Here is a 19,926-nt window from a genome sequence, read left to right on the forward strand (position 1 = left end):
GGCCGACTTCGAGCGAATTGCACCGTATGGTGGATCGGCCAGGCAGCGAGGCCCGAAAGCGAGGAGTGGCATGAGTTCCGCGACCCAGAGCTCATGGGAACCGGCGCGCAAGGTGCGGACGTACGAGCAGGTCATGGCGCAGATCGAGCAGCGCATCCTCGACGGGCGTCTGGCACCTGGCGACCGGTTGCCCAGCGAGCGCGAGTTCGCTCAGCTCCTCGGAGTGAGCCGGCCTTCGTTGCGGGAAGCGCTGCGCGTGCTCGAAGCCCTGGGCATCGTCGATGTTCGGCCCGGCCGCGGGCCTGATGGCGGAACCGTGTTCCTCGGCCACCCGGGCACGGGTTTCTCGATGCTGTTGAAGATGCAGCTGGCGCTCGGTCACTTCGACCGCGCCGAGGTGCTGCGGACCCGGCTGACGCTGGAGGAATGGGCGATCACCGAGGCCGCCTCCCACGCCACTCGCGCCGATCACCTTGCGCTGCGCTCCATCCTCGACGAGATGGACTCCCCGCACCTGACCGCCCGCGACTTCAACGCCCTCGACACCGAGTTCCACGTCCGGATCGCCGAGTCCACCGGGAATTCCCTGGCCGCGCACCTGATGGGTTCGCTCCGCACGGCGATCCCAGCGTCAGATGATCGACGCCTACGGACGGCTCGACGACTGGCGGGCCACTTCCCGGTGGGTTCGCCGCGAACACCGCGCCATGCTGCAGGCGATCGAGGATCGCGACGGCGAACGCGCCGTCGAGCTGCTGCGCGGGCACATCAACGACTTCTACGACCTCGACGACGACATGGCTGCGCGCGGCCGGTGACCGAGCGCAACGGTCAGTCCTGCTCGCGAACGCGGAGACCGTCGAAGGCGACCGCGGCCACGGTGTCCGCGAGCGTCTCGGCGTCGGCGCCTCGGTGTGGCCGGTACCACTCGACAAGCGAGTTGACCAGGCCGAACAGCAAGCGGGCCGCGGTGGCCGGGTCGACGTCCGGGCGCAGGTCGCCGTCGGCGGCGGCCTTGCTCACCAGGTCGGCGACGATCTGGTCGAACTCCCGACGACGCGCCAGCGCGGCCTTCTCGACCTTGGTGTTGCCGCGGATCCGCAGCAGCAGGGTCACGAAGGGCAGCTGCTCGACGAGCACGCCGACGCTGGCTCGCACCAGGTATTCGAGCTTGTCGATGGCGCGGCCGTCGATAGTCTCCAGCTTGTCCGCCTCGGCGAACAGCCCGTCCAAGCCGCGGTTGACGGCGAGCCGCAGCAACTCGTCCTTGCTGCGCACGTGGTGGTAGATCGCGGACTTGGTGATCTGGAGCTTGCGCGACAGATCTTCCATGCTGGTGCCGTCGTACCCGCGCTCGTTGAACAGCTTGACCGCCACCGTGAGCAAGGACTCCAGGTCGTAGCCGGGGCGACCGCGTTTGGTGGCGCGGGTGCTGGGTGGTTCGGTCATGGCCGCATTATCGCAAGTCGGGTCAGTCACGGGGGCGTTGGTCGATGACCCGGCGGAGCTTGCCGACCGAGCGTTCCAAGGAGCCGGGCTCCACGATCTCCACGCCGACGCTCACGCCGACGCCGTCCTTGACGCGGGCCGCGATCTCCTCCGAGGCGGTTGCTCGGCGCTGCGGTGCGGTCTCGGGCAGTGCCTCGACGAGCACCGTCAGCCGGTCCATCCGGTCCTGGCGGGTGAGTTTGAGCTGGAAGTGCGGTGAAAGGTCGGCGGTGTCGAGCACGATCTCCTCGACCTGGGTGGGGAAGATGTTGACCCCGCGCAGGATGATCATGTCGTCGCTGCGGCCGGTGACCTTGTCCATCCGCCGGTAGGCGGGGCGCGCCGTGCCGGGCCGCAGGGCGGTGAGGTCGCGGGTCCGGTAGCGGATGATCGGCAGCGCTTGCTTGGTCAGCGAGGTGAACAGGAGCTCGCCGGTGTTGCCGTCGGCAAGCGGGACACCGTCGATCGGGTCGACGACCTCTGGGAAGAAGTGATCTTCCCAGATGTGCAGGCCGTCCTTGGTCTCGACCGCTTCCTGCGCGACACCGGGTCCCATGACCTCGGACAGGCCATAGATGTCGACCGCGTCGATGTCGGCGCGTTCCTCGATCTCGCGGCGCATCTGCTCGGTCCACGGTTCGGCGCCGAAGATCCCGACCTTGAGGGAAGTCTCGCGCGGATCGATCCCCTGGCGCTCGAACTCGTCGAGGAGCGTCAGCATGTAGGACGGCGTCACCATGATGATCTCGGGCCGGAAGTCGTTGATGATCTGCACCTGTCGTGCGGTCATGCCGCCCGAGGCGGGGATGACCGTGGTGCCCAGCTTCTCGGCCCCGTAGTGCGCGCCGAGCCCGCCGGTGAACAGGCCGTACCCGTAGGAGACGTGCACCTTGTGCCCAGGTCGCCCGCCCGCTGCGAAGATCGACCTGGCCATCACGGTCGCCCACGCGTCGAGGTCGCCTTCGGTGTAGCCGACGACGGTGGGCTTGCCGGTCGTTCCGCTGGAGGCGTGAACTCGGCGCACCTGGTCCTGCGGGACTGCGAACATGCCGAAGGGGTAGTTGTCGCGCAGGTCCTGCTTGGTGGTGAAGGGGAACTTCTGGAGATCGCCCAGTTCCCGGCAGTCGTCCGGGTGCACACCGGCGTCGTCGAACTTCCTGCGGTAGAAGGGAACGTTGTCGTAGGCGTGGTGCAGCGTCCACTGCAGGCGCTCGAGCTGCAGGGCGCGGAGTTCGTCGGTGCTCAGCCGTTCGGCCGGCGAGAGGTCGTCCACTGCGGGCGCGCTGCCCAGTCTGCGCGCGCTCGGCACTTCGTTGTGCGTGGTCGTCATGGGGGAAGACTCCTCAGGGCTTGATCTGTCCGACGGTTCGGCTGCGGCCGCGGAACTCCGCGACGACTTCCGGTCCGTCGGGGGTGTTCCGGTGCACCGTGACGTCGTAGATGCCGTTGCGTCCGTAGCTGGTCCGTTCTTGCGCGGTGGCCACCAGCTCGTCGCCGAGGCGTGCGCTCGCGACGAACGAGATCTCCGCACCTGCGGCGACCGTGACGGGGCCGTGGCTGTTGCACGCGGCCGCGAAGGTCGTGTCGGCCAGCAGGAAGACGTAGCCGCCGTGCGTGATGTCGTGCCCGTTGACCATCTGCTCGGTCACCCGCATCCGCGCGACGGCGGTGCCGTCGTGCGCCGCGGTCACGTCGATGCCGAGCGAGGCCGAGGCGACGTCGGATTCGAGCATGTTCCGCGCGGAATCGGTGAGTTGGTTCGCCGAGCGTGACACGGGCTCCACCGCCTTGCTTACTGACCGAATGGACGGTAAAGAAATCTGCTCAAGTAAAAGTCAGCGCGCAAACCGATGTCAAGGGCGACGGAGGTGGAGTGATCCCGTCCGGAAACGACGGTTCCCGACGCCGGTGCGCGGAAGGTGACCATGCTCGCCGCCGCCTGGTGGTCGCGGGTGAATCAGTCCCTCGCCGCTTTCGTTCTCCGCGGTGGCGCGCTAGCATTAATTCCCGACCGTTCGGTTAGTAATTCTGGAGAGCGAGGAACGATGGCTCAGGGTGCGAGCAAGGTCCTGCGCAGCTACACCAGTGGCGGCTGGCAGGTGGGCGAAGGCGACGGCGCTCCACTGCACGACGCCGTCACGGGCGCCGAGGTCGCGCGGATCTCCTCGGCCGGCATCGACATGGCCGCCGCTCTCGACCACGGGCGCCGAGTCGGTGGACCAGCTCTGCGGGAACTGACGTTCCACCAGCGCGCCGCGCTGCTCAAGGCATTGGCATCCCACCTGCGCGAACATCGCGAAGAGCTCTACGAGCTGTCGGCGAAGACCGGAGCGACCGCCGGGGACTCCAAGTTCGACATCGACGGTGGCATCGGGGTCCTCTTCTCCTACTCCAGCAAGGGGCGACGCGAGCTGCCCAACGACACCGTCTACGTCGACGGCGCCGTCGAACCGCTCAGCAAGGGCGGCACCTTCCTCGCCCAGCACATCGCCACACCGCTGCGCGGCGTCGCGGTGCAGATCAACGCCTTCAACTTCCCGGCCTGGGGGCCGCTGGAGAAGTTCGCGCCGGCCTTCCTCGCGGGCGTGCCCAGCCTGATCAAACCGGCCAGCCAGACCGCCTACCTCACCGAGAAGCTGGTCGAGCTGATCGTGGACTCCGACCTGATCCCCGAAGGTGCGCTGCAGCTGATCAGCGGAAGCGCCGGAGACCTCCTCGACCACGTGACCGGCCAGGACCTGGTGTCGTTCACCGGATCGGCCTCCACCGCGCAGAAGCTGCGCGCGCATCCGGCCATCGTGCGCAACTCCGTCCGCTTCAACGCCGAAGCCGACTCGCTCAACTGCTCGATCCTCGGCCCCGACGCCAAGCCGGGCACGGAGGAATTCGACCTCTACGTCGAGCAGCTGGTCACCGAGATGACCGTCAAGGCCGGTCAGAAGTGCACCGCGATCCGGCGGGCGTTCGTTCCCGCCGAGCTGCTCGATGACGTCGCCGAGGCGGTCAGCGAGCGCTTGGGCAAGGTCAAGGTCGGCAATCCCGCCAACACCGACGTGCGGATGGGTGCGCTGGCGAGTCTGGAACAACGCGAGGAGGTCCGCCGCTCCCTCAAGGCTCTCCGAGGGGCCGGAGAGATCGTGTTCGGCGACCCGGAACGGGTCGAGGTCGTCGACGCGGATGCGCAGAATGGCGCCTTCATCTCACCGATTCTGCTCAAGGCCGACCCCGACCGCGCCGAACCGCACGAAGTCGAGGCCTTCGGCCCGGTGTCGACGCTGATGCCCTACACCTCGGTCGAGCAGGTCGTCGACCTCGCCGCGCGCGGGCACGGGAGCCTCGTCGGCTCCGTGGTCAGCGGGGACGCGCAGTTCGCGCGCGAAGTGGTGCTCGGCGCCGCTCCCTGGCACGGCCGCCTGCTGGTGCTCGACGCCGATGACGCGAAGGAGTCCACCGGGCACGGCTCGCCGATGCCGGGGCTCGTGCACGGCGGCCCCGGTCGCGCCGGGGGTGGCGAGGAGATGGGCGGTGTTCGCGGCGTGCTGCACCACATGCAACGCACGGCGGTGCAGGCGAGCCCGAAGGTGCTGTCGGAGGTCACCGGCCGCTGGGTGGAAGGCGCCCCTCGTGCCGAAGGCGACGTCCACCCGTTCCGGAAGTCCCTGGCCGAGCTGAAGACCGGAGACTCGGTCGTCGCCGGCCCTCGCGCGGTCACCAGCGAGGACGTGGCGCACTTCGCGGAATTCACCGGTGACACCTTCTACGCGCACACCGACGAGGACGCGGCCCGGGAGAACCCCCTGTTCGGCGGGATCGTGGCGCACGGCTACCTGGTCGTCTCCTTCGCCGCGGGACTCTTCGTGTCACCGGAGCCCGGCCCGGTGCTGGCCAACTACGGGTTGGAGAACCTCCGGTTCCTCACGCCCGTCAAACCCGGGGACCAGCTGACCGTGACCTTGACCTGCAAGCAGATCACGCCTCGCGAGAACGCCGACTACGGCGAGGTCCGCTGGGACGCCGACGTGACCAACCAGAACCAGGAGTCTGTCGCCAAGTACGACGTGCTCACCCTGGTGGCCAAGGAGACGCGATGACAGCAACGTTGTCCGACCAGGAGCTCGAAGAGCACTTCGAGCGAACCATCGACAAGGACCAGCGGATCGAGCCTCGGGACTGGGTCCCCGACGGCTACCGCACGACGATGATCCGGCAGATCGCCCAGCACGCGCACTCCGAGATCATCGGCATGCAGCCGGAGGGCAACTGGATCACGCGGGCACCTTCGCTGCGGCGCAAGGCGATCCTGCTCGCCAAGGTGCAGGACGAGGCGGGCCACGGGCTGTACCTGTACTCGGCGGCCGAAACCCTCGGCGGTGACCGCCAGGACCTGACCGACAAGCTCATCAGCGGTCGGCAGAAGTACTCGTCGATCTTCAACTACCCGACGTTGTCGTTCGCCGACGTCGGCGTGATCGGCTGGCTCGTCGACGGTGCCGCCATCTGCAACCAGGTGCCGCTGTGCCGCTCCAGCTACGGCCCCTACGCCAGGGCGATGATCCGGATCTGCAAGGAGGAGTCCTTTCACCAGCGGCAGGGCTACGAACTGCTGATGACGATGATGAAGGGAACCCAGGCGCAACGCGACATGGTCCAGGACGCGGTGAACCGGTACTGGTGGCCGTCGTTGATGATGTTCGGTCCGCCGGACGCAGAATCGTCGCACACCGAGCAGTCGATGCTCTGGAAGATCAAGCGGCACACCAACGACGAGCTGCGGCAGCGGTTCGTCGACATGACCGTGCCGCAGGCCGAGGTGCTCGGCGTGACCCTGCCGGACCCCGACCTGAAGTGGAACGCCGAACGCGAGCACTACGACTTCGGCGAGGTCGACTGGAACGAGCTCAAGCAGGTCATCAAGGGCAACGGGCCGTGCAACACCGAACGCGTGGCGCGGCGCCGCCAGGCGCATGAAGACGGGGCCTGGGTTCGCGAGGCCGCGACCGCGCACGCTCGCAAGATCACGGAGGCGAAGTCATGAGCCGGAGCGATTGGCCGCTCTACGAGGTTTTCGTGCGCGGCAAGCGCGGTTTGAACCACGTGCACGTCGGGTCCCTTCGCGCCGCCGACGACGAGATGGCCGTGCACCACGCACGCGACCTCTACACGCGGCGCAACGAGGGCGTGAGCATCTGGGTGGTGAAGGCTTCGGAGATCACCGCCTCCAGCCCTGACGAGAAGGACCCCTTCTTCGCGCCCTCGGGGGACAAGGTGTACCGGCACCCGACCTTCTACGACATTCCCGACAACGTTCCCCACATGTGAGCCGACGATGTCCTTTGACAACGCCTACGAGGCACTCATCGACGCGCACGACGACTCCCGTTGGGCCTTCGGCACCGGGTTCGAGGACCCGCTCGCCGGAATCGACACGTCGGTTCCCTCCGGTGTGGACGGATCGGACCTGGCGGCCTACTGCTTGATGCTGGGCGACGACGTCCTGGTGCTGTCGCATCGGCTGCAGCAGTGGTGCACGTTCGCACCCGAGCTCGAGGACGAGGTCGCCATCGCCAACATCGGCCTCGACCTGCTGGGGCAGGCCAGGCTGCTGCTCGCCCGAGCGGGCAAGGCAGACGGCAGCGGACGCGGCGAGGACCACTACGCGTTCTTCCGCGACGAGCACGAATTCCGCAACGTGCGGCTCGCCGAGCTGGAACGCGGTGATTTCGGCCTGCTCATCGCGGTCCTGCTGGTGCTGACCACGTGGCGGCTCGCGCTGTTCCAGCGGCTGACCACCTCCGGGGACCCGGTCCTCGCCGCCATCGCGGTCAAGGGCGTGAAGGAACTGACCTACCACCGTGACTACGCGGCCCAGTGGGCCGTGCGCCTCGGTGACGGGACGCCTTACTCGCACGACCGCATGCAGGAGGCCTTGACCGCGGTCTGGCCGTACGTGGACGAGCTGTTCGTGGCCCACGAGGTCGAATCCCGCCTGGCCGAGGCCGGCATCGCGGTCGATCCGGCCGCGGTGCGCGAGGAGTTCGACGGCGTGCTGGAGCAGGTCGTGCAGGCCGCGACTCTGGCAATCCCCGAGGTACCGGGCAAGGCCGGTGTGGCCGGAGGCAGCGGCAGGCACGGACGGCACACCGAGGTAATGGGATACCTCCTGGCGGAGCTGCAGAGCGTCGCCCGAGCGCACCCGGAGGCGACATGGTGACCGCCAGAGCCGTCGCCGAAACGGTCTGCGACCCCGAGCTGCCCATGCTCACGCTCGCCGATCTGGGGGTGCTGCGTGAGGTGTTCGAACAGGACGGTGAGGTGAAGGTGTCCATCACACCCACCTACACCGGGTGTCCGGCGATGGACACCATGCGCGACGACCTGGTCCACGCCCTGCGCGGAGCCGGGTACGCCAACGTCGAGGTGCGCACCGTGCTGCAACCGCCGTGGAGCTCGGACTGGATCAGCGAGCGGGGCCGCCGCAAGCTCGCCGAGGCCGGCATCGCGCCTCCCGGCGGCGCGCCCGCGCACGGTCCCGGCCCCGTTCCGCTGACGTTGAGCCCGCCTGAGCGGAAGGTTCCCTGCCCGCTCTGCGGCTCGGCCGACACGGAGCTGCTGTCGGAATTCGGGGCCACCGCGTGCAAGGCGATTCGCCGCTGCCGCGCGTGCGCCGAACCGTTCGAACACGTCAAGGAGATCTGAGGTGACCGCGTCTACCACGTCCCGGGTGCGGGGCGAGTTCCACACGTTGACCGTCGCCGACGTCAGCCGGTTGTGCGACGACGCCGTCGCGGTCACCTTCACCGTGCCACCAGAGCTCGACGGCACCTACGACTTCCGGGCAGGTCAGTCCCTGACGCTGCGCCGGGTCGTCGACGGCCGGGAGGAACGGCGGTCCTACTCGATCTGCTCACCAGAAGGGGCCGCTCCGCGCATTGGGGTGCGTGAAGTCCCCGACGGGGTGTTCTCCACCTGGCTGGTCAACGACGTGCGCCCTGGCGACGAGATCGAAGTGGGGGCTCCCACCGGCGCTTTCACACCGCGGTCGGTTTCCGGGCACCACGTGCTGATCGGCGCCGGATCGGGCATCACCCCGCTGCTGTCGATCGCTGCCACCGTTCTGCGCGACCCCACCGCCACCGCGACGGTCGTCTACGGCAACCGGCGCACCGACACCGTGATGTTCGCCGACGAGCTCGCCGACCTCAAAGACCGGTTTCCCGAGCGCCTGGAGCTGGTGCACGTGCTCTCGCGCGAGCCCCGCGAGGCGGACCTGTTCACCGGGCGTCTCGACGTGGAGAAGCTCCGCGCGCTGATGGCGCTCGTGCCCGATGTCGGCGACGTCGACGAGTGGTGGTTGTGCGGGCCGTTCGGCATGGTCACGGGTGCCCAGCAGCTCCTGGCGGAACTCGGCGTGACCGATGAGCGAATCCACCGGGAGCTGTTCTACGTGGACGACGTGCCCCCGGCGCCCGTGCGGCACGTGGACGCCGCGCCCGCGGGGGAGACGACGGAGGCGACCATCATCCTCGACGGGAGGCGCACGACAACCGCCTTGTCGCGGGAGACATCGGTCCTCGACGGCGCTCAGAAGGCCCGGCCGGATCTTCCCTTCGCCTGCAAGGGTGGCGTCTGTGGAACGTGCCGGGCCAAGGTCACCGAGGGCGAGGTCGACATGCGCCGAAACTTCGCGCTGGAGGAGGCCGAGGTCGCCGAAGGCTTCGTCCTCACCTGCCAATCCATCCCGGTCACGGACACCGTCACGGTCGACTTCGATTCCTGATCGGGCACGCGAGAAACCCCTCAGGGCTTCATGCTTGGAGCGTCGAACGCCGGTCGTGCAGCGTCGTTCGCGTGCGCATCACCAGTACCTGGACGGCCGAGGTCACGACTGCGCCGATCAGGAACGCGGCGCCGCCGATCGGGCGCACGAGGAGTGCAACCGACAGGCAGAACGTCGCAAAGCTGAACAGGCTCAGCACAGCACCTGAGAGCGTCCGAGCTGTCGCTGCGGGTCCGCACTGGGCATGGGCGAAGGTCGCCACGACGCTGATCGCAGTGGGGAAGGGTGCGAGCAGTCCGGTCCAATTCGGCCCGAGAGCGCCAGAAGCTGTTGTCACTGCGAATACCAGGACGGCTGTTGCGACTGCTCTGCTGGGCAGGTCCCACGAGGGCAGCGACGGCGGGGGTGCGTCCGAGCGGTGCGGCTCGCTGCTCGGCATGAGGATCATCGCCGCGCCGGTTGCGGCGATCGTGAGCCCGACGGCCACGAGCGCGGTGACGGGAGCCAGCAGGGACAGGGCGAAGTCCACAGCCAGAACGACCGTCCAGCTCGTGGTCAGCGTGGCGAACCAACCGAATCGACGGCCCACGTGCGAGAACACGACGGCGAACGCAGCGATCGACACGAGCCCGAGCAAGCAGGAGACGGCAGCGTCGCTGATGAACGCTGCGCCGTGCTGCAAGTAGGAGATGAGCAGGATCGGCCCGGCCACGACAGGAAGGCCGACCAGGACACCCGTGACGCTGGGCCCCCACCGGCGGCCAGCCAGGGTGGAGGCCACAACCAGAACGGGAGCGAGGAACAGCTTCAGCAGCAGGATGCTCACTTGCCCGCAGTCTGCCAGCTCCCGGTGCGCGCTCGGGCGATCCGTGACGTCTTGGGGCGTTCCCAGGACGTGGAGCCGAGCTTCGTGGATTCGGCTTCACGTCCAGTGGGGGCGTGCGCGTGCATCGCACGCGGCCACCGGCCGAAAAGCAGGAATGCGCCGGTAGTGGGCGAAACACGAAACCGCCCCCTGGCCTTGTTCGTGCTGGCCAGGGGGCGGTTTCGGAGTGCGCCCTCGACAGGATTCGAACCTGTGACACCTGCCTCCGGAGGGCAGTGCTCTATCCACTGAGCTACGAGGGCTTGTCGCTGTGGACGATCGATAGCTTATCGCACGCTGCGCGCACGCCTGGGGCGGGGTGGGGTTGCCGCGTTGCCGCGCCGTTCATCCGGGTGTTGGGTGCGTGGGAGCCTTCCTGTCACCGCCTGGGGCGGGTGGGGCGGTGATCTGGGTTTCAGGAAGTTCCTTCCCGCGACTCAATCATGCATACTTCGCTATGTATCTGGTGTGGATGTGAGGAGGCGAAGAGATGGGTCACGGCCACGGCCACGGGTCTGCCGCCGACGCGGTTCACGCGTCCGGTCGCTACCTGACCAGGCTGTCCATCGCCTTCGGTGTGCTGCTCGCCTTCTTCGTCCTCGAAGCGGTCGTCGGGTGGATGACGTCGTCGCTGGCCCTGCTGTCCGACGCAGGGCACATGCTCACGGACGTGCTCGGGGTCGGGATGGCGCTGGCCGCGATCACCGCCGCTCGGCGCCCCACCGGCAACAAGCGCACCTTCGGTCTCTACCGGGTCGAGGTCCTCGCCGCGCTGGCCAACGCCGTGCTGCTGTTCGGCGTCGCCGGCTACATCCTGTTCGAGTCCGTGGAGCGGTTCCGGCAGCCGCAGGAGGTCGCTGGTCTGCCGATGATGGTCACCGCTGCTGCCGGTCTGGTGGCCAACCTCGTCGTGTTCGGGCTGCTGCGCAAGGGTGCTGACGAGAGCCTCAACGTGCGCGGTGCCTACCTGGAGGTCCTCGCCGACACCATCGGCTCGGCCGGTGTGCTGGTCGGGGGGTTCGTGACATGGGCGTTCGGCTGGTACCTCGCCGACCCGATCATCGCGGTCGGGGTGGGGCTGTTCGTGCTGCCCCGCACCTTCAAGCTCGCCCGCCAGGCGCTGCGGATCCTGGTGCAGCAGGCGCCGGAGGGCGTCGACGTGCAGGAGATGCGCAGCGATCTCGCCGCGCTGCCGTCGGTCACCGAGGTGCACGACCTGCACGTGTGGACGCTGACCTCGGGCATGGAGGTCGCCTCGGCGCACCTGACCGCCAGCAGCGACGCCGATCACGGGGGAGTCCTCACAGCCGCCCAGCGCCTGCTGTCCGAGCGCTACCGCATCGAGCACGCGACCTTGCAGGTCGAGCCCGCCGAATGCGCCCGCCGTTGCCGAGAGCTGACCTGGTGAGCGTCAGGGAGGTGCCCTTGCCGCGGTGAGCGGAAGGTTCCCATGCTCAGCTCAGCGGCTGAGCCCCGCGCTGGCTGAGCATGGTCTTCATCAGTTCCATCTCGCTGCCCTGGGAGCCGAGCATGTTCTTGGCCAGGGCGCTGACGGCGGGGACCGCGGCATGCGTGGCGCCGTACTCGGCCATGCCCGCGCCGCCTTGGTGGTGGCGCAGCATCAGCTGCAGGAAGTAGACGTCGAACTCCGGGCCTCGCATTGAAGCGAGGCGGGAGAGCTCCTCGCTGGTGGCCATGCCGGGCATCACGGCACCACCGGACATCGGCATCGCGGTGGCGCCGTGGTGGTGCTCGCCGGTGTCGCTCATCCACTGCATGACCGGTCCGGTCGCCTGGGCCGGTTCGTTCCACACGCTCAACCAGCCCTGCATGCGGCCGATCTGGTCGCGCTGGTTGGTCTCGATGTCGAAGGCCAGCTGCCGGACGGCGACGTCGTGGGCTTGTTCCCGCGCCAGCGTCGCCATGGTCACCGCCTGCTGGTGGTGGACGCTCATGTCCTGGGAGAACCCGATGTCGACCGCCGTGGCCTCGGGTTCAGCGCGGTCGAAGGACGGCACCCGGATCAGCAGTCCGAGCGCCGCCCCCAACAGCAGCAGCGACAAGGCCGCGACGACCGCGACGATGACCTGCGAAATGCGTCGTGCCTGCGGCAACGGGCTCACTGACCCATTTCGCCGGTGGCGGCGTTGGCGCCCTTGCCGTCCATCGGGATCGCGTCCGGACCGGGCGGGGTCGCGTCGAACTTCGGCGGGTTGTTCGTGTCGAACGCGCCCGGGTAGGCCTGGCAGGAGCCGCCGACCTCGGGGTAGACGCCGTTGTTGTTCAAGCGCAGCGCGGTGATGAACTGGTCGATCCGCGGGTCGTCGGCGCTGTCGACCTTGAGCTGGTGACCCCACGACTGCAGCGAGATCGGCTTGTCCAGGCCCGGGTAGGGCGACAGCATCGTGTACGGCTTGCCCTCGGCGCGGACCTTGAGCCGGTCCAGCGCGGCCTCGTCGACCTTGTCCGGGTTGTAGGCGATCCAGACCGCGCCGTGCTCCAGCGAGTGGACCATGTTCTCGGTGCGGACCGGCTGCGGGTAGACCACGCCGGTGCAGTCGGCCCAGACGCCGTCGTGCGGGCCGCCGTAGGGCGGGTTCTTGTCGTAAGCGACGCGCTGGTCCGGTTTGACGTGCTGCTGGCCCTTGTAGTCGGCAGTGACGACACCCGGGATCGTCTTCGACGGGTCGGGGTTCTGCGGCGACGGCTTGAACGCTTCGGTGGCCTTCTCCGCGGCGGCCTGGGCCTCCCGCGTCGCGGCCTGATCGGACCAGCGGCTGTAGGCGTACCCGAAGATCACCGCCGCGAACACCGCGACCACCGTCACCCCGGCCACCAGCATCCACGGGATCGATCGTTGGTTCACCACGGCGGCGCCGCGCACCGCTTTGTTCTTAGCCATGCTGCTCGCAAACCTCGTCTCGCCAGAACCGGGGGACAGCGCCCGCCAGTGTAGAGATTGCCCGAACGGCGGTGTGCCGAGAGGCAAATGCTCGCCACCACACGTTCTCACACACAGACAACGCTTCGATCACACCCCGTGTCCGGTTCGGCCGCGCGCGATCGCGGCTGGGCCGAACGGACCTGACGAGTCCACGGAGTGGGCGGCAACCCGGCGTCTGAACTGCGCGGAAGGATCCCTAGACTTCGTGGGGTGACTCCTGCCGCGCTCGCTGAACTGGTCCGCAACACCGCCGTCGACGTGCTCTCCGCCCGTGGGCTGGACACGTCGGTGCTGCCCGAGACGGTCACCGTCGAGCGCCCGCGAAAGCCCGAGCACGGCGACTACGCGACCAACCTCGCGATGCAGGTCGCCAAGAAGGCAGGTGTCGCCCCGCGCGATCTCGCGACCTGGCTCGCCGAGGCGCTGACCAGCCAGGACGGCATCGACGAGGTCGACGTCGCGGGCCCCGGCTTCCTGAACCTGCGGCTCGCCGCCGACGCCCAGGGCCAGGTCGTGCGCGAGGCGCTCAACGCCGCCGCCGACTACGGGGCCGGCGACCTCTACGGCGGACTGAAGGTCAACCTCGAGTTCGTGTCGGCCAACCCGACCGGCCCCATCCACCTGGGCGGCACCCGCTGGGCGGCGGTCGGCGACGCGCTGGGGCGGGTCCTGTCCGCTCAGGGTGCCGAGGTGACCCGCGAGTACTACTTCAACGACGCCGGTGCGCAGATCGACCGCTTCGTGCGCTCCCTGATCGCGGGCGCCAAGGGCGAGCCCGCGCCGGAGGACGGTTACGGCGGCGACTACATCGCCGAGATCGCCAACCAGGTCGTCGAGGCCGAGCCGGGCGTGCTGGAGCAGTCCGAGGGCGAGCGCCACGAGACCTTCCGCCGCGTCGGCGTCGGGTTGATGTTCGAGGAGATCAAGCAGAGCCTCAACGACTTCGGCACCGTCTTCGACGTCTACTTCCACGAGGACTCGCTGCACGGCTCCGGCCAGGTCGAGAAGTGCCTCGAGCAGCTCAAGGCCTCCGATCACCTGTACTACACCGACGGCGCGTGGTGGCTGCGCTCCACCGACTACGGCGACGACAAGGACCGGGTGGTCATCAAGAGCGACGGCGACCCGGCCTACATCGCCGGTGACATCGCCTACCTGCGCGACAAGCGCTCCCGCGGCTTCGACCTGTGCATCTACATGCTCGGTGCCGACCACCACGGCTACATCGCCCGGCTCAAGGCCGCCGCAGCAGCGCTCGGCGACGACCCGGCCGTGGTCGAGGTCCTGATCGGCCAGATGGTGAACCTTGTCCGGGATGGCAAACCGGTCCGGATGAGCAAGCGGGCCGGCACCGTGGTCACCCTCGAGGACCTCGTGGAGGCCGTCGGGGTCGACGCCGCTCGCTACTCGCTGATCCGCTCCTCGGTGGACTCCGCTGTCGACATCGACCTGGACCTGATCAGCAAGCGCACCAACGAGAACCCGGTCTTCTACGTGCAGTACGCGCACGCGCGGTTGTCGTCGTTGCAGCGCAACGCCGCTTCCCTGGGCATCGAGCGGGGAGCCGTGGAGAATGCCGATCTGTCGCTGCTCACCCACGAACGTGAGGGCGACCTGATCCGCACCCTGGGCGAGTTCCCGCGCGTGGTGCGCTCTGCCGCCGAGTTGCGCGAACCGCACCGGGTGGCTCGATACCTGGAGGACGTGGCCAGCGCGTACCACAAGTTCTACGACGCCTGCCGCGTGCTGCAGCCCGGTGACGACCAGGCCAACCCGCTGACCATCGCCCGGCTGCAGCTGTGCGAGGCCACCCGCCAGGTGCTGGCCAACGGTCTGGGCCTGCTCGGCGTGAGTGCGCCGGAACAGATGTAATCGCAGGCAGGCGGGTTCCCTCGACGCGGAGGGACCGCGCTGCCCACCTCACCGCCTGTCCAGCGGCAGGCTGCGCGAAGGAGCTTTGTCAACATGCGCGCCCATCCCGCCGGGCCCCGGCACGCCGATGTCGTGCCACCCGGCAACACCGCAGGACCGTCCCCGGCCAGCACCGGGGAGATCGACCTGCTGCACCCGCACGTGTGGCCGCGCAACAGCGAACGCGGCGCCGACGGCGTCGTCCGCGTCGCCGGCCTGGACGTCCGGGACCTCGCCGAGCAGTACGGCACCCCGCTGTTCGTGCTCGACGAGGACGACTTCCGGTCGCGCTGCCGCGACTACGCCGAGGCCTTCGGCGACCCCGCCGCAGTGCACTACGCCTCCAAGGCGTTCCTGTGCACCGAGGTGGCCCGCTGGGTCGCCGAGGAGGGGCTGAGCCTGGACGTGTGCAGCGGCGGCGAACTGGCCGTGGCGCTGCGCGCGGGGTTCCCCGCCGAGCGCATCACCTTCCACGGCAACAACAAGTCCGTTGCCGAGCTGACCGCCGCCGTGGAGGCCGGTGTCGGCTCGGTGGTGCTGGACTCGTTCCACGAGATCGCCCGCCTCGACCACATCGCCGCTCAGCGAGGGGCCAAGCAGCGGGTGCTGGTGCGGGTCACGGTCGGCGTCGAGGCCCACACCCACGAGTTCATCGCGACCGCGCACGAGGACCAGAAGTTCGGGTTCTCGCTGGCCGGCGGCAAGGCCGCTGAGGCGGTCGCGCGAGTGCTCAAGGCGGGCTCGCTGGAACTGGCCGGTCTGCACAGCCACATCGGTTCCCAGATCTTCGAGGTGGACGGCTTCGAGCTGGCCGCGCACCGCGTGGTGCGACTGCTGGCGGAGCTGCGCGAGGAGCACGGCGAGGAGGCGCTGGCCAGGGCCGACACCGTCGACCTCGGCGGTGGGCTGGGCATCGCCTACACCCCCGAGGACGACCCGATGCCGCCCGCGCAGCTGGCGAGCAGGCTGTTCGAGATCGTCGGCAAGGAAGCCGACAACGCGGGCCTGCCGGTGCCCAAGATCGCGGTCGAGCCGGGCCGGGCCATCGTCGGACCGAGCATGATCACCGTTTACGAGGTGGGCACCACCAAGGACGTCGCGCTCGGCGCCGACGTCGAGCGCCGCTACGTCAGCGTCGACGGCGGGATGAGCGACAACATCCGCACCTCGCTCTACGACGCGGTCTACGACAGCCGGCTGGTGTCGCGTTCGGCCGAAGCCGAGCCCGTTCTGTCCCGCATCGTGGGCAAGCACTGTGAATCCGGTGACGTAGTGGTGCGCGATTGCTGGCTTCCAGAGGACATTGCTCCGGGAGACCTGCTCGCGGTGGCCGCCACCGGGGCGTACTGCTACGTGATGGCCAGCAACTACAACCGCCTGCCCAAGCCGCCGGTGGTTGCGGTTCGCGCTGGTCAAGCGCGATTGTTGCTGCGCAGGGAGACCGAGGACGACCTGCTCCGGCTGGAGGTGTGAGTGATCCGGGACCGTGAACCGATCAGGGTCGCGCTGTTGGGCTGCGGCACCGTGGGCACCGAGGTGCTGCGGCTGCTCGAGGACCAACCGGAGGAATTCGCGGCGCGAACCGGGGCCCCGATGCTGGTCACCGGCGTCGCGGTGCGGCGCCCGCACAAGCATCCCGAGGTGCCCGAGCACCTGCTGACCACCGACGCGCAGGCGTTGGTGGAGGGTGACGTGGACGTCGTCGTGGAGCTCATCGGCGGCATCGAGCCGGCCAGGTCGCTGCTGCTGACCGCGCTGCGTTCGGGCAAGTCGGTGGTGACGGCGAACAAGGCGCTGCTGGCCGAGCACGGCTCGGAGCTGTACGCGGCGGCCGACGAGGCGGGCACCGACATCTACTTCGAGGCCGCCGTGGCGGGTGCGATCCCGCTGCTGCGGCCGTTGCGGGAGTCGCTGGCCGGGGACCGGATCAACCGGGTCATGGGCATCGTCAACGGCACGACGAACTACATCCTCTCGGCGATGGACTCCACCGGCGCCGGCTACTCCGAAACCCTCGACGAGGCCGGTCGCCTGGGCTACGCGGAGGCGGACCCGACCGCGGACGTGGACGGCTTCGACGCTGCGGCGAAGGCCGCCATCCTCGCGTCGCTGGCGTTCCACACCCGCGTGACGGCCAGCGATGTGCACCGCGAGGGGATCTCGGCTGTCACGCCGGGCGACATCGCCGCCGCGGCCACGCTCGATCGCACGGTGAAGCTGCTGGCGATCTGCGAGCGGGTGGTCGACGAGGACGGCACCGAGTCGGTGTCGGCGCGCGTGCACCCGGCGATGATCCCGCGCAGCCACCCGCTCGCCGGTGTGGGCGGGGCGTTCAACGCGGTGTTCGTGGAGGCCGAGGCCGCCGGTCAGCTCATGTTCTACGGGCAGGGCGCCGGGGGAGCGCCGACGGCGAGCGCGGTGCTGGGAGACCTCGTCGCGGTCGCCCGGAACCTGGTCGTGAAGGGCAAGGGGCCGCGCGAGTCCGCGCACGCCCAGCTGCCGGTGCAGCCGATGGGCAAGACCCCGACCCGCTACCACATCAGCCTCGACGTGGCCGACAAGCCGGGCGTGCTGTCGCAGGTCGCGGCGACGTTCAACGAGCACGATGTGAGCATTTCGGTGGTGCGTCAGCAGGGGCGAGGTGCGGAGGCCAGCCTCGTGGTGGTCACGCACACCGCCGATGACGCGGCACTGTCGTCCACAGTGGACAAGATCGCGCAACTCCCGATTGTGCGCGAAGTGGTCAGCGTGATGCGCGTGGAAGGTGAACCGACGTGACGAACATCCAGAGTGCTCCGGCGCGGTCCGGAGCCGGGTGGCCCGGCCTGATCGAGGCCTACCGGGACCGGGTCGCGGTTCCGGACGGGGCGCGCATCGTGACCCTGCAGGAGGGCAACACTCCGCTGGTTCCCGCGCCGCACCTGTCGGAGCGCACCGGCTGCACCGTCTACCTGAAGGTGGAGGGCGCCAACCCGACCGGTTCGTTCAAGGACCGCGGCATGACGGTGGCCATCACCCACGCGCTGGCCGAGGGCAGCAAGGCCGTCATCTGCGCTTCCACCGGCAACACCTCGGCCTCGGCCGCCGCCTACGCCGCGCGCGCCGGGCTGACCTCCGCGGTCCTGGTGCCGCAGGGCAAGATCGCGCTCGGCAAGCTGGCCCAGGCCGTCGTGCACGGCGCGAAGATCCTTCAGGTCCAGGGCAACTTCGACGACTGCCTGGAGCTGGCGCGCAAGACCTCCGCCGAGCACCCGGTCACGCTGGTCAACTCGGTCAACCCGGTCCGCCTGGAGGGCCAGAAGACCGCGTCGTTCGAGATCTGCGACGTGCTGAAGCGCGCACCGGACATCCACTGCCTGCCGGTCGGCAACGCCGGGAACATCACGGCCTACTGGAAGGGCTACACCGAGTACCACCGCGACGGCATCACCGATTCGCTGCCGCGGATGTTCGGATTCCAGGCCGCCGGTGCCGCGCCGCTGGTGCACGGGCACCCGGTCGCCGAGCCGGAGACGATCGCGACCGCGATCCGCGTCGGCAGCCCGGCCTCCTGGGAGGGCGCGACCAAGGCCAAGGACGACTCCGAGGGCCTGTTCTCGGCGGTGACCGACGAGGAGATCCTCAACGCCTACCGGGTGCTGGCCGCTCGTGAGGGCGTGTTCGTCGAGCCCGCCTCGGCCTCCAGCGTCGCCGGTCTGCTGGCCACCGCCGCGGACGGTCGGCTGCCCCAGGGCTCGGTCGTGGTCTGCACGGTCACCGGTCACGGGTTGAAGGACCCCGACACGGCGCTGGCGGGCATGGTCGAGGTTGAGCCGCTGCCGGTCGACCCGAGCGCGGTCGCCGACGCTCTGGAGCTGCGTTGAGTTCGCTCCCGGCGCGCGCGGTCCGGGTCGAGGTCCCCGCTTCGACGGCGAACCTCGGCTCGGGCTTCGACGCGCTGGGCATGGCGTTGTCGTTGCACGACACCGTTTCCGCCCGGGTGGTCGACGGCACGGCCGGTTCGGCGGCGGTGTCGGTGTCCGGGCAGGGCGCCGGTTCGCTGCCGAGCGACGAGCGGCACCTCGTCGTCCGGGTCGTGCACGACACCCTCGCGGAGCTGGGTTTCCCGACTCCGCCTGCGCTGGAACTGCGCTGCGAGAACAACATTCCGCACTCGCGCGGGCTGGGTTCCTCGGCGGCGGCGATCGTCGCCGGCATCGCCGTCGCGCACGGGCTGGCCGGGATCGACCTGCGCGCAGCGGAGAACACCGAGCGCGCGGTGCACCTGGCGGCGGTGCGCGAGGGGCACGCCGACAACGTGGCGGCGAGCCTGCTGGGCGATTTCGTGCTGGCGTGGCGGGAAGCGGACCGCTTCCGCGCGGTGAGCTCCCCCGCTCACCCGGACGTTTCGCCCATGGCCTTTGTGCCGCAAGCGGAATCGGCGACCCACGTGACGCGCGGGCTGCTGCCTGCGGAGGTTCCGCACGCCGACGCCGCGTTCGCGGCCGGACGTGCCGCGCTGGCCGTGCACGCGATCACGCGTGATCCCTCGTTGTTGCTGGCCGCGACCGACGACCGGCTGCACCAGGACTACCGCGAGCCCGCCTGGCCGGAGACCGTCGCACTGGTGCGCGAGCTCCGCGCGCAGGGGATCGCTGCCGCGGTGTCCGGCGCGGGGCCGACCGTGCTGGCGCTGCCGGTGAAGAACGCGAACGCGCGCGAAGTTGCTCCGGACGGATTCATCGCGCTGGACCTCCCGGTGGATCGCGAAGGGGTCCGGACGATCGTCGAGGGCTGATCCCGCCCGGCGTGATCTCGTGTCGAGCCGCCCGTCCCGGAATGTGCGCTGAGTGGAAAAGCGCTGTTCACCGGCCCCGGGCGCGGCGGCCTCGCGAGAAGTGGTAGAAAGGAAGTGTCGCCGACGGTCCGGTAGCGCGAGTCGCTGGAGGAAATCACGCGGAC

The 19,926-nt window shown here is 69.2% G+C and carries 19 protein-coding genes, 1 tRNA gene and 1 pseudogene; 14 read left to right on the forward strand and 7 right to left on the reverse strand.

Going from position 1 to position 19,926, the window contains the following annotated elements; all coding sequences use genetic code 11:
* Window positions 1-133 precede the first annotated feature (133 nt).
* Together R4I43_RS34310 and R4I43_RS12670 are read left to right on the forward strand one after the other, a co-directional pair.
* Window positions 134-592 (forward strand): annotated as a pseudogene (locus R4I43_RS34310) (FadR/GntR family transcriptional regulator); the annotation flags it as partial.
* A gap of 43 nt (window positions 593-635) precedes the next feature.
* Window positions 636-818 carry an FCD domain-containing protein gene (locus R4I43_RS12670; protein WP_324265789.1) on the forward strand — a complete coding sequence of 61 codons (183 nt, stop codon included), beginning with the start codon at window positions 636-638 and terminating at the stop codon, window positions 816-818.
* A gap of 13 nt (window positions 819-831) precedes the next feature.
* Here R4I43_RS12670 and R4I43_RS12675 read toward each other — a convergent pair whose 3' ends face one another.
* Genes R4I43_RS12675 through paaI form a run of 3 tightly spaced genes read right to left on the reverse strand, consistent with a single transcriptional unit; the run spans window position 832 to window position 3,221 of the window.
* The gene (locus R4I43_RS12675) at window positions 832-1,449 is read right to left on the reverse strand and encodes a TetR/AcrR family transcriptional regulator (RefSeq protein ID WP_324265790.1); all 618 of its coding nucleotides are present in this window, start codon (window positions 1,447-1,449) and stop codon (window positions 832-834) included.
* 22 nt (window positions 1,450-1,471) lie between these two features.
* Window positions 1,472-2,818, reverse strand: a complete 1,347-nt coding sequence (paaK, locus tag R4I43_RS12680) for a phenylacetate--CoA ligase PaaK (RefSeq protein WP_324265791.1) — start codon at window positions 2,816-2,818, stop codon at window positions 1,472-1,474.
* Window positions 2,819-2,831: 13 nt separating this feature from the next.
* Window positions 2,832-3,221 (reverse strand): hydroxyphenylacetyl-CoA thioesterase PaaI, encoded by a 390-nt coding sequence (paaI, locus tag R4I43_RS12685; RefSeq protein ID WP_324265890.1) that lies wholly within the window; start codon window positions 3,219-3,221, stop codon window positions 2,832-2,834.
* Between the two features lie 312 nt (window positions 3,222-3,533).
* Here paaI and paaZ point away from each other — a divergent pair, with 312 nt between their 5' ends.
* From paaZ to paaE, 6 genes are read left to right on the forward strand one after another with little or no spacing between them, the layout of a single operon-like run.
* Window positions 3,534-5,579: a phenylacetic acid degradation bifunctional protein PaaZ gene (paaZ, locus tag R4I43_RS12690; RefSeq protein ID WP_324265792.1), complete on the forward strand. Its 2,046-nt coding sequence runs from the start codon at window positions 3,534-3,536 to the stop codon at window positions 5,577-5,579.
* Window positions 5,576-6,523: a 1,2-phenylacetyl-CoA epoxidase subunit PaaA gene (gene paaA / locus R4I43_RS12695; protein ID WP_324265793.1), complete on the forward strand. Its 948-nt coding sequence runs from the start codon at window positions 5,576-5,578 to the stop codon at window positions 6,521-6,523. The genes paaZ and paaA overlap by 4 nt, the downstream gene beginning before the upstream one ends.
* A complete protein-coding gene (gene paaB, locus R4I43_RS12700; protein WP_324265794.1) occupies window positions 6,520-6,807 on the forward strand; it encodes a 1,2-phenylacetyl-CoA epoxidase subunit PaaB in 288 nt (95 codons plus the stop codon). Before paaA ends, paaB begins: the two co-directional genes overlap by 4 nt.
* A 7-nt stretch (window positions 6,808-6,814) precedes the next feature.
* Window positions 6,815-7,699 carry a 1,2-phenylacetyl-CoA epoxidase subunit PaaC gene (paaC, locus tag R4I43_RS12705; protein WP_324265795.1) on the forward strand — a complete coding sequence of 295 codons (885 nt, stop codon included), beginning with the start codon at window positions 6,815-6,817 and terminating at the stop codon, window positions 7,697-7,699.
* Window positions 7,693-8,184 carry a 1,2-phenylacetyl-CoA epoxidase subunit PaaD gene (paaD, locus tag R4I43_RS12710; protein WP_324265796.1) on the forward strand — a complete coding sequence of 164 codons (492 nt, stop codon included), beginning with the start codon at window positions 7,693-7,695 and terminating at the stop codon, window positions 8,182-8,184. The genes paaC and paaD overlap by 7 nt, the downstream gene beginning before the upstream one ends.
* 1 nt (window position 8,185) lies before the next feature.
* A complete protein-coding gene (gene paaE, locus R4I43_RS12715; RefSeq protein ID WP_324265797.1) occupies window positions 8,186-9,265 on the forward strand; it encodes a 1,2-phenylacetyl-CoA epoxidase subunit PaaE in 1,080 nt (359 codons plus the stop codon).
* A 28-nt stretch (window positions 9,266-9,293) separates the two neighbouring features.
* Here the strand turns inward: paaE and R4I43_RS12720 are convergent, their stop codons facing one another.
* Window positions 9,294-10,091 carry a hypothetical protein gene (locus R4I43_RS12720; RefSeq protein WP_324265798.1) on the reverse strand — a complete coding sequence of 266 codons (798 nt, stop codon included), beginning with the start codon at window positions 10,089-10,091 and terminating at the stop codon, window positions 9,294-9,296.
* Between the two features lie 229 nt (window positions 10,092-10,320).
* A tRNA-Arg gene (locus tag R4I43_RS12725) sits at window positions 10,321-10,393 on the reverse strand.
* Window positions 10,394-10,620: 227 nt separating this feature from the next.
* On the opposite strand from R4I43_RS12725, the gene R4I43_RS12730 reads away from it, so the two are divergent.
* Entirely contained in the window at window positions 10,621-11,538 is a 918-nt protein-coding gene (locus R4I43_RS12730) for a cation diffusion facilitator family transporter (protein WP_324265799.1), read from the forward strand.
* 46 nt (window positions 11,539-11,584) lie between these two features.
* Here the strand turns inward: R4I43_RS12730 and R4I43_RS12735 are convergent, their stop codons facing one another.
* Both R4I43_RS12735 and R4I43_RS12740 read right to left on the reverse strand, forming a co-directional pair.
* Complete coding sequence (locus tag R4I43_RS12735; protein ID WP_324265800.1) at window positions 11,585-12,253, reverse strand: DUF305 domain-containing protein; 669 nt, start codon at window positions 12,251-12,253, stop codon at window positions 11,585-11,587.
* Entirely contained in the window at window positions 12,250-13,032 is a 783-nt protein-coding gene (locus R4I43_RS12740; protein WP_324265801.1) for a DUF3105 domain-containing protein, read from the reverse strand. The genes R4I43_RS12735 and R4I43_RS12740 overlap by 4 nt, the downstream gene beginning before the upstream one ends.
* A 252-nt stretch (window positions 13,033-13,284) precedes the next feature.
* Between R4I43_RS12740 and argS the strand changes: the two genes are divergently transcribed.
* From argS to thrB, 5 genes are all read left to right on the forward strand, one after another.
* Window positions 13,285-14,946: an arginine--tRNA ligase gene (gene argS / locus R4I43_RS12745; RefSeq protein WP_324265802.1), complete on the forward strand. Its 1,662-nt coding sequence runs from the start codon at window positions 13,285-13,287 to the stop codon at window positions 14,944-14,946.
* A gap of 93 nt (window positions 14,947-15,039) precedes the next feature.
* Window positions 15,040-16,458, forward strand: a complete 1,419-nt coding sequence (gene lysA / locus R4I43_RS12750; RefSeq protein WP_324265803.1) for a diaminopimelate decarboxylase — start codon at window positions 15,040-15,042, stop codon at window positions 16,456-16,458.
* Complete coding sequence (locus tag R4I43_RS12755; RefSeq protein WP_324265804.1) at window positions 16,459-17,763, forward strand: homoserine dehydrogenase; 1,305 nt, start codon at window positions 16,459-16,461, stop codon at window positions 17,761-17,763.
* Window positions 17,760-18,848: a threonine synthase gene (thrC, locus tag R4I43_RS12760; protein WP_324265805.1), complete on the forward strand. Its 1,089-nt coding sequence runs from the start codon at window positions 17,760-17,762 to the stop codon at window positions 18,846-18,848. Before R4I43_RS12755 ends, thrC begins: the two co-directional genes overlap by 4 nt.
* A complete protein-coding gene (thrB, locus tag R4I43_RS12765) occupies window positions 18,845-19,762 on the forward strand; it encodes a homoserine kinase (protein WP_324265806.1) in 918 nt (305 codons plus the stop codon). Before thrC ends, thrB begins: the two co-directional genes overlap by 4 nt.
* Window positions 19,763-19,926: the final 164 nt, after the last annotated feature.

Origin of the sequence: Saccharopolyspora mangrovi, assembly GCF_035320975.1 — a bacterium.
Taxonomy (GTDB): Bacteria; Actinomycetota; Actinomycetes; order Mycobacteriales; family Pseudonocardiaceae; genus Saccharopolyspora; species Saccharopolyspora mangrovi.

What these genes read in the sequence shown, in the direction of transcription:
- R4I43_RS12670 (WP_324265789.1), top strand. Translation starts at nt 636, where the DNA reads ATGATCGACGCCTACGGACGGCTCGACGACTGGCGGGCCACTTCCCGG.
- R4I43_RS12675 (WP_324265790.1), bottom strand. Translation starts at nt 1,449, where the DNA reads ATGACCGAACCACCCAGCACCCGCGCCACCAAACGCGGTCGCCCCGGC.
- paaK (WP_324265791.1), bottom strand. Translation starts at nt 2,818, where the DNA reads ATGACGACCACGCACAACGAAGTGCCGAGCGCGCGCAGACTGGGCAGC.
- paaI (WP_324265890.1), bottom strand. Translation starts at nt 3,221, where the DNA reads ATGCTCGAATCCGACGTCGCCTCGGCCTCGCTCGGCATCGACGTGACC.
- paaZ (WP_324265792.1), top strand. Translation starts at nt 3,534, where the DNA reads ATGGCTCAGGGTGCGAGCAAGGTCCTGCGCAGCTACACCAGTGGCGGC.
- paaA (WP_324265793.1), top strand. Translation starts at nt 5,576, where the DNA reads ATGACAGCAACGTTGTCCGACCAGGAGCTCGAAGAGCACTTCGAGCGA.
- paaB (WP_324265794.1), top strand. Translation starts at nt 6,520, where the DNA reads ATGAGCCGGAGCGATTGGCCGCTCTACGAGGTTTTCGTGCGCGGCAAG.
- paaC (WP_324265795.1), top strand. Translation starts at nt 6,815, where the DNA reads ATGTCCTTTGACAACGCCTACGAGGCACTCATCGACGCGCACGACGAC.
- paaD (WP_324265796.1), top strand. Translation starts at nt 7,693, where the DNA reads ATGGTGACCGCCAGAGCCGTCGCCGAAACGGTCTGCGACCCCGAGCTG.
- R4I43_RS12730 (WP_324265799.1), top strand. Translation starts at nt 10,621, where the DNA reads ATGGGTCACGGCCACGGCCACGGGTCTGCCGCCGACGCGGTTCACGCG.
- R4I43_RS12740 (WP_324265801.1), bottom strand. Translation starts at nt 13,032, where the DNA reads ATGGCTAAGAACAAAGCGGTGCGCGGCGCCGCCGTGGTGAACCAACGA.
- lysA (WP_324265803.1), top strand. Translation starts at nt 15,040, where the DNA reads ATGCGCGCCCATCCCGCCGGGCCCCGGCACGCCGATGTCGTGCCACCC.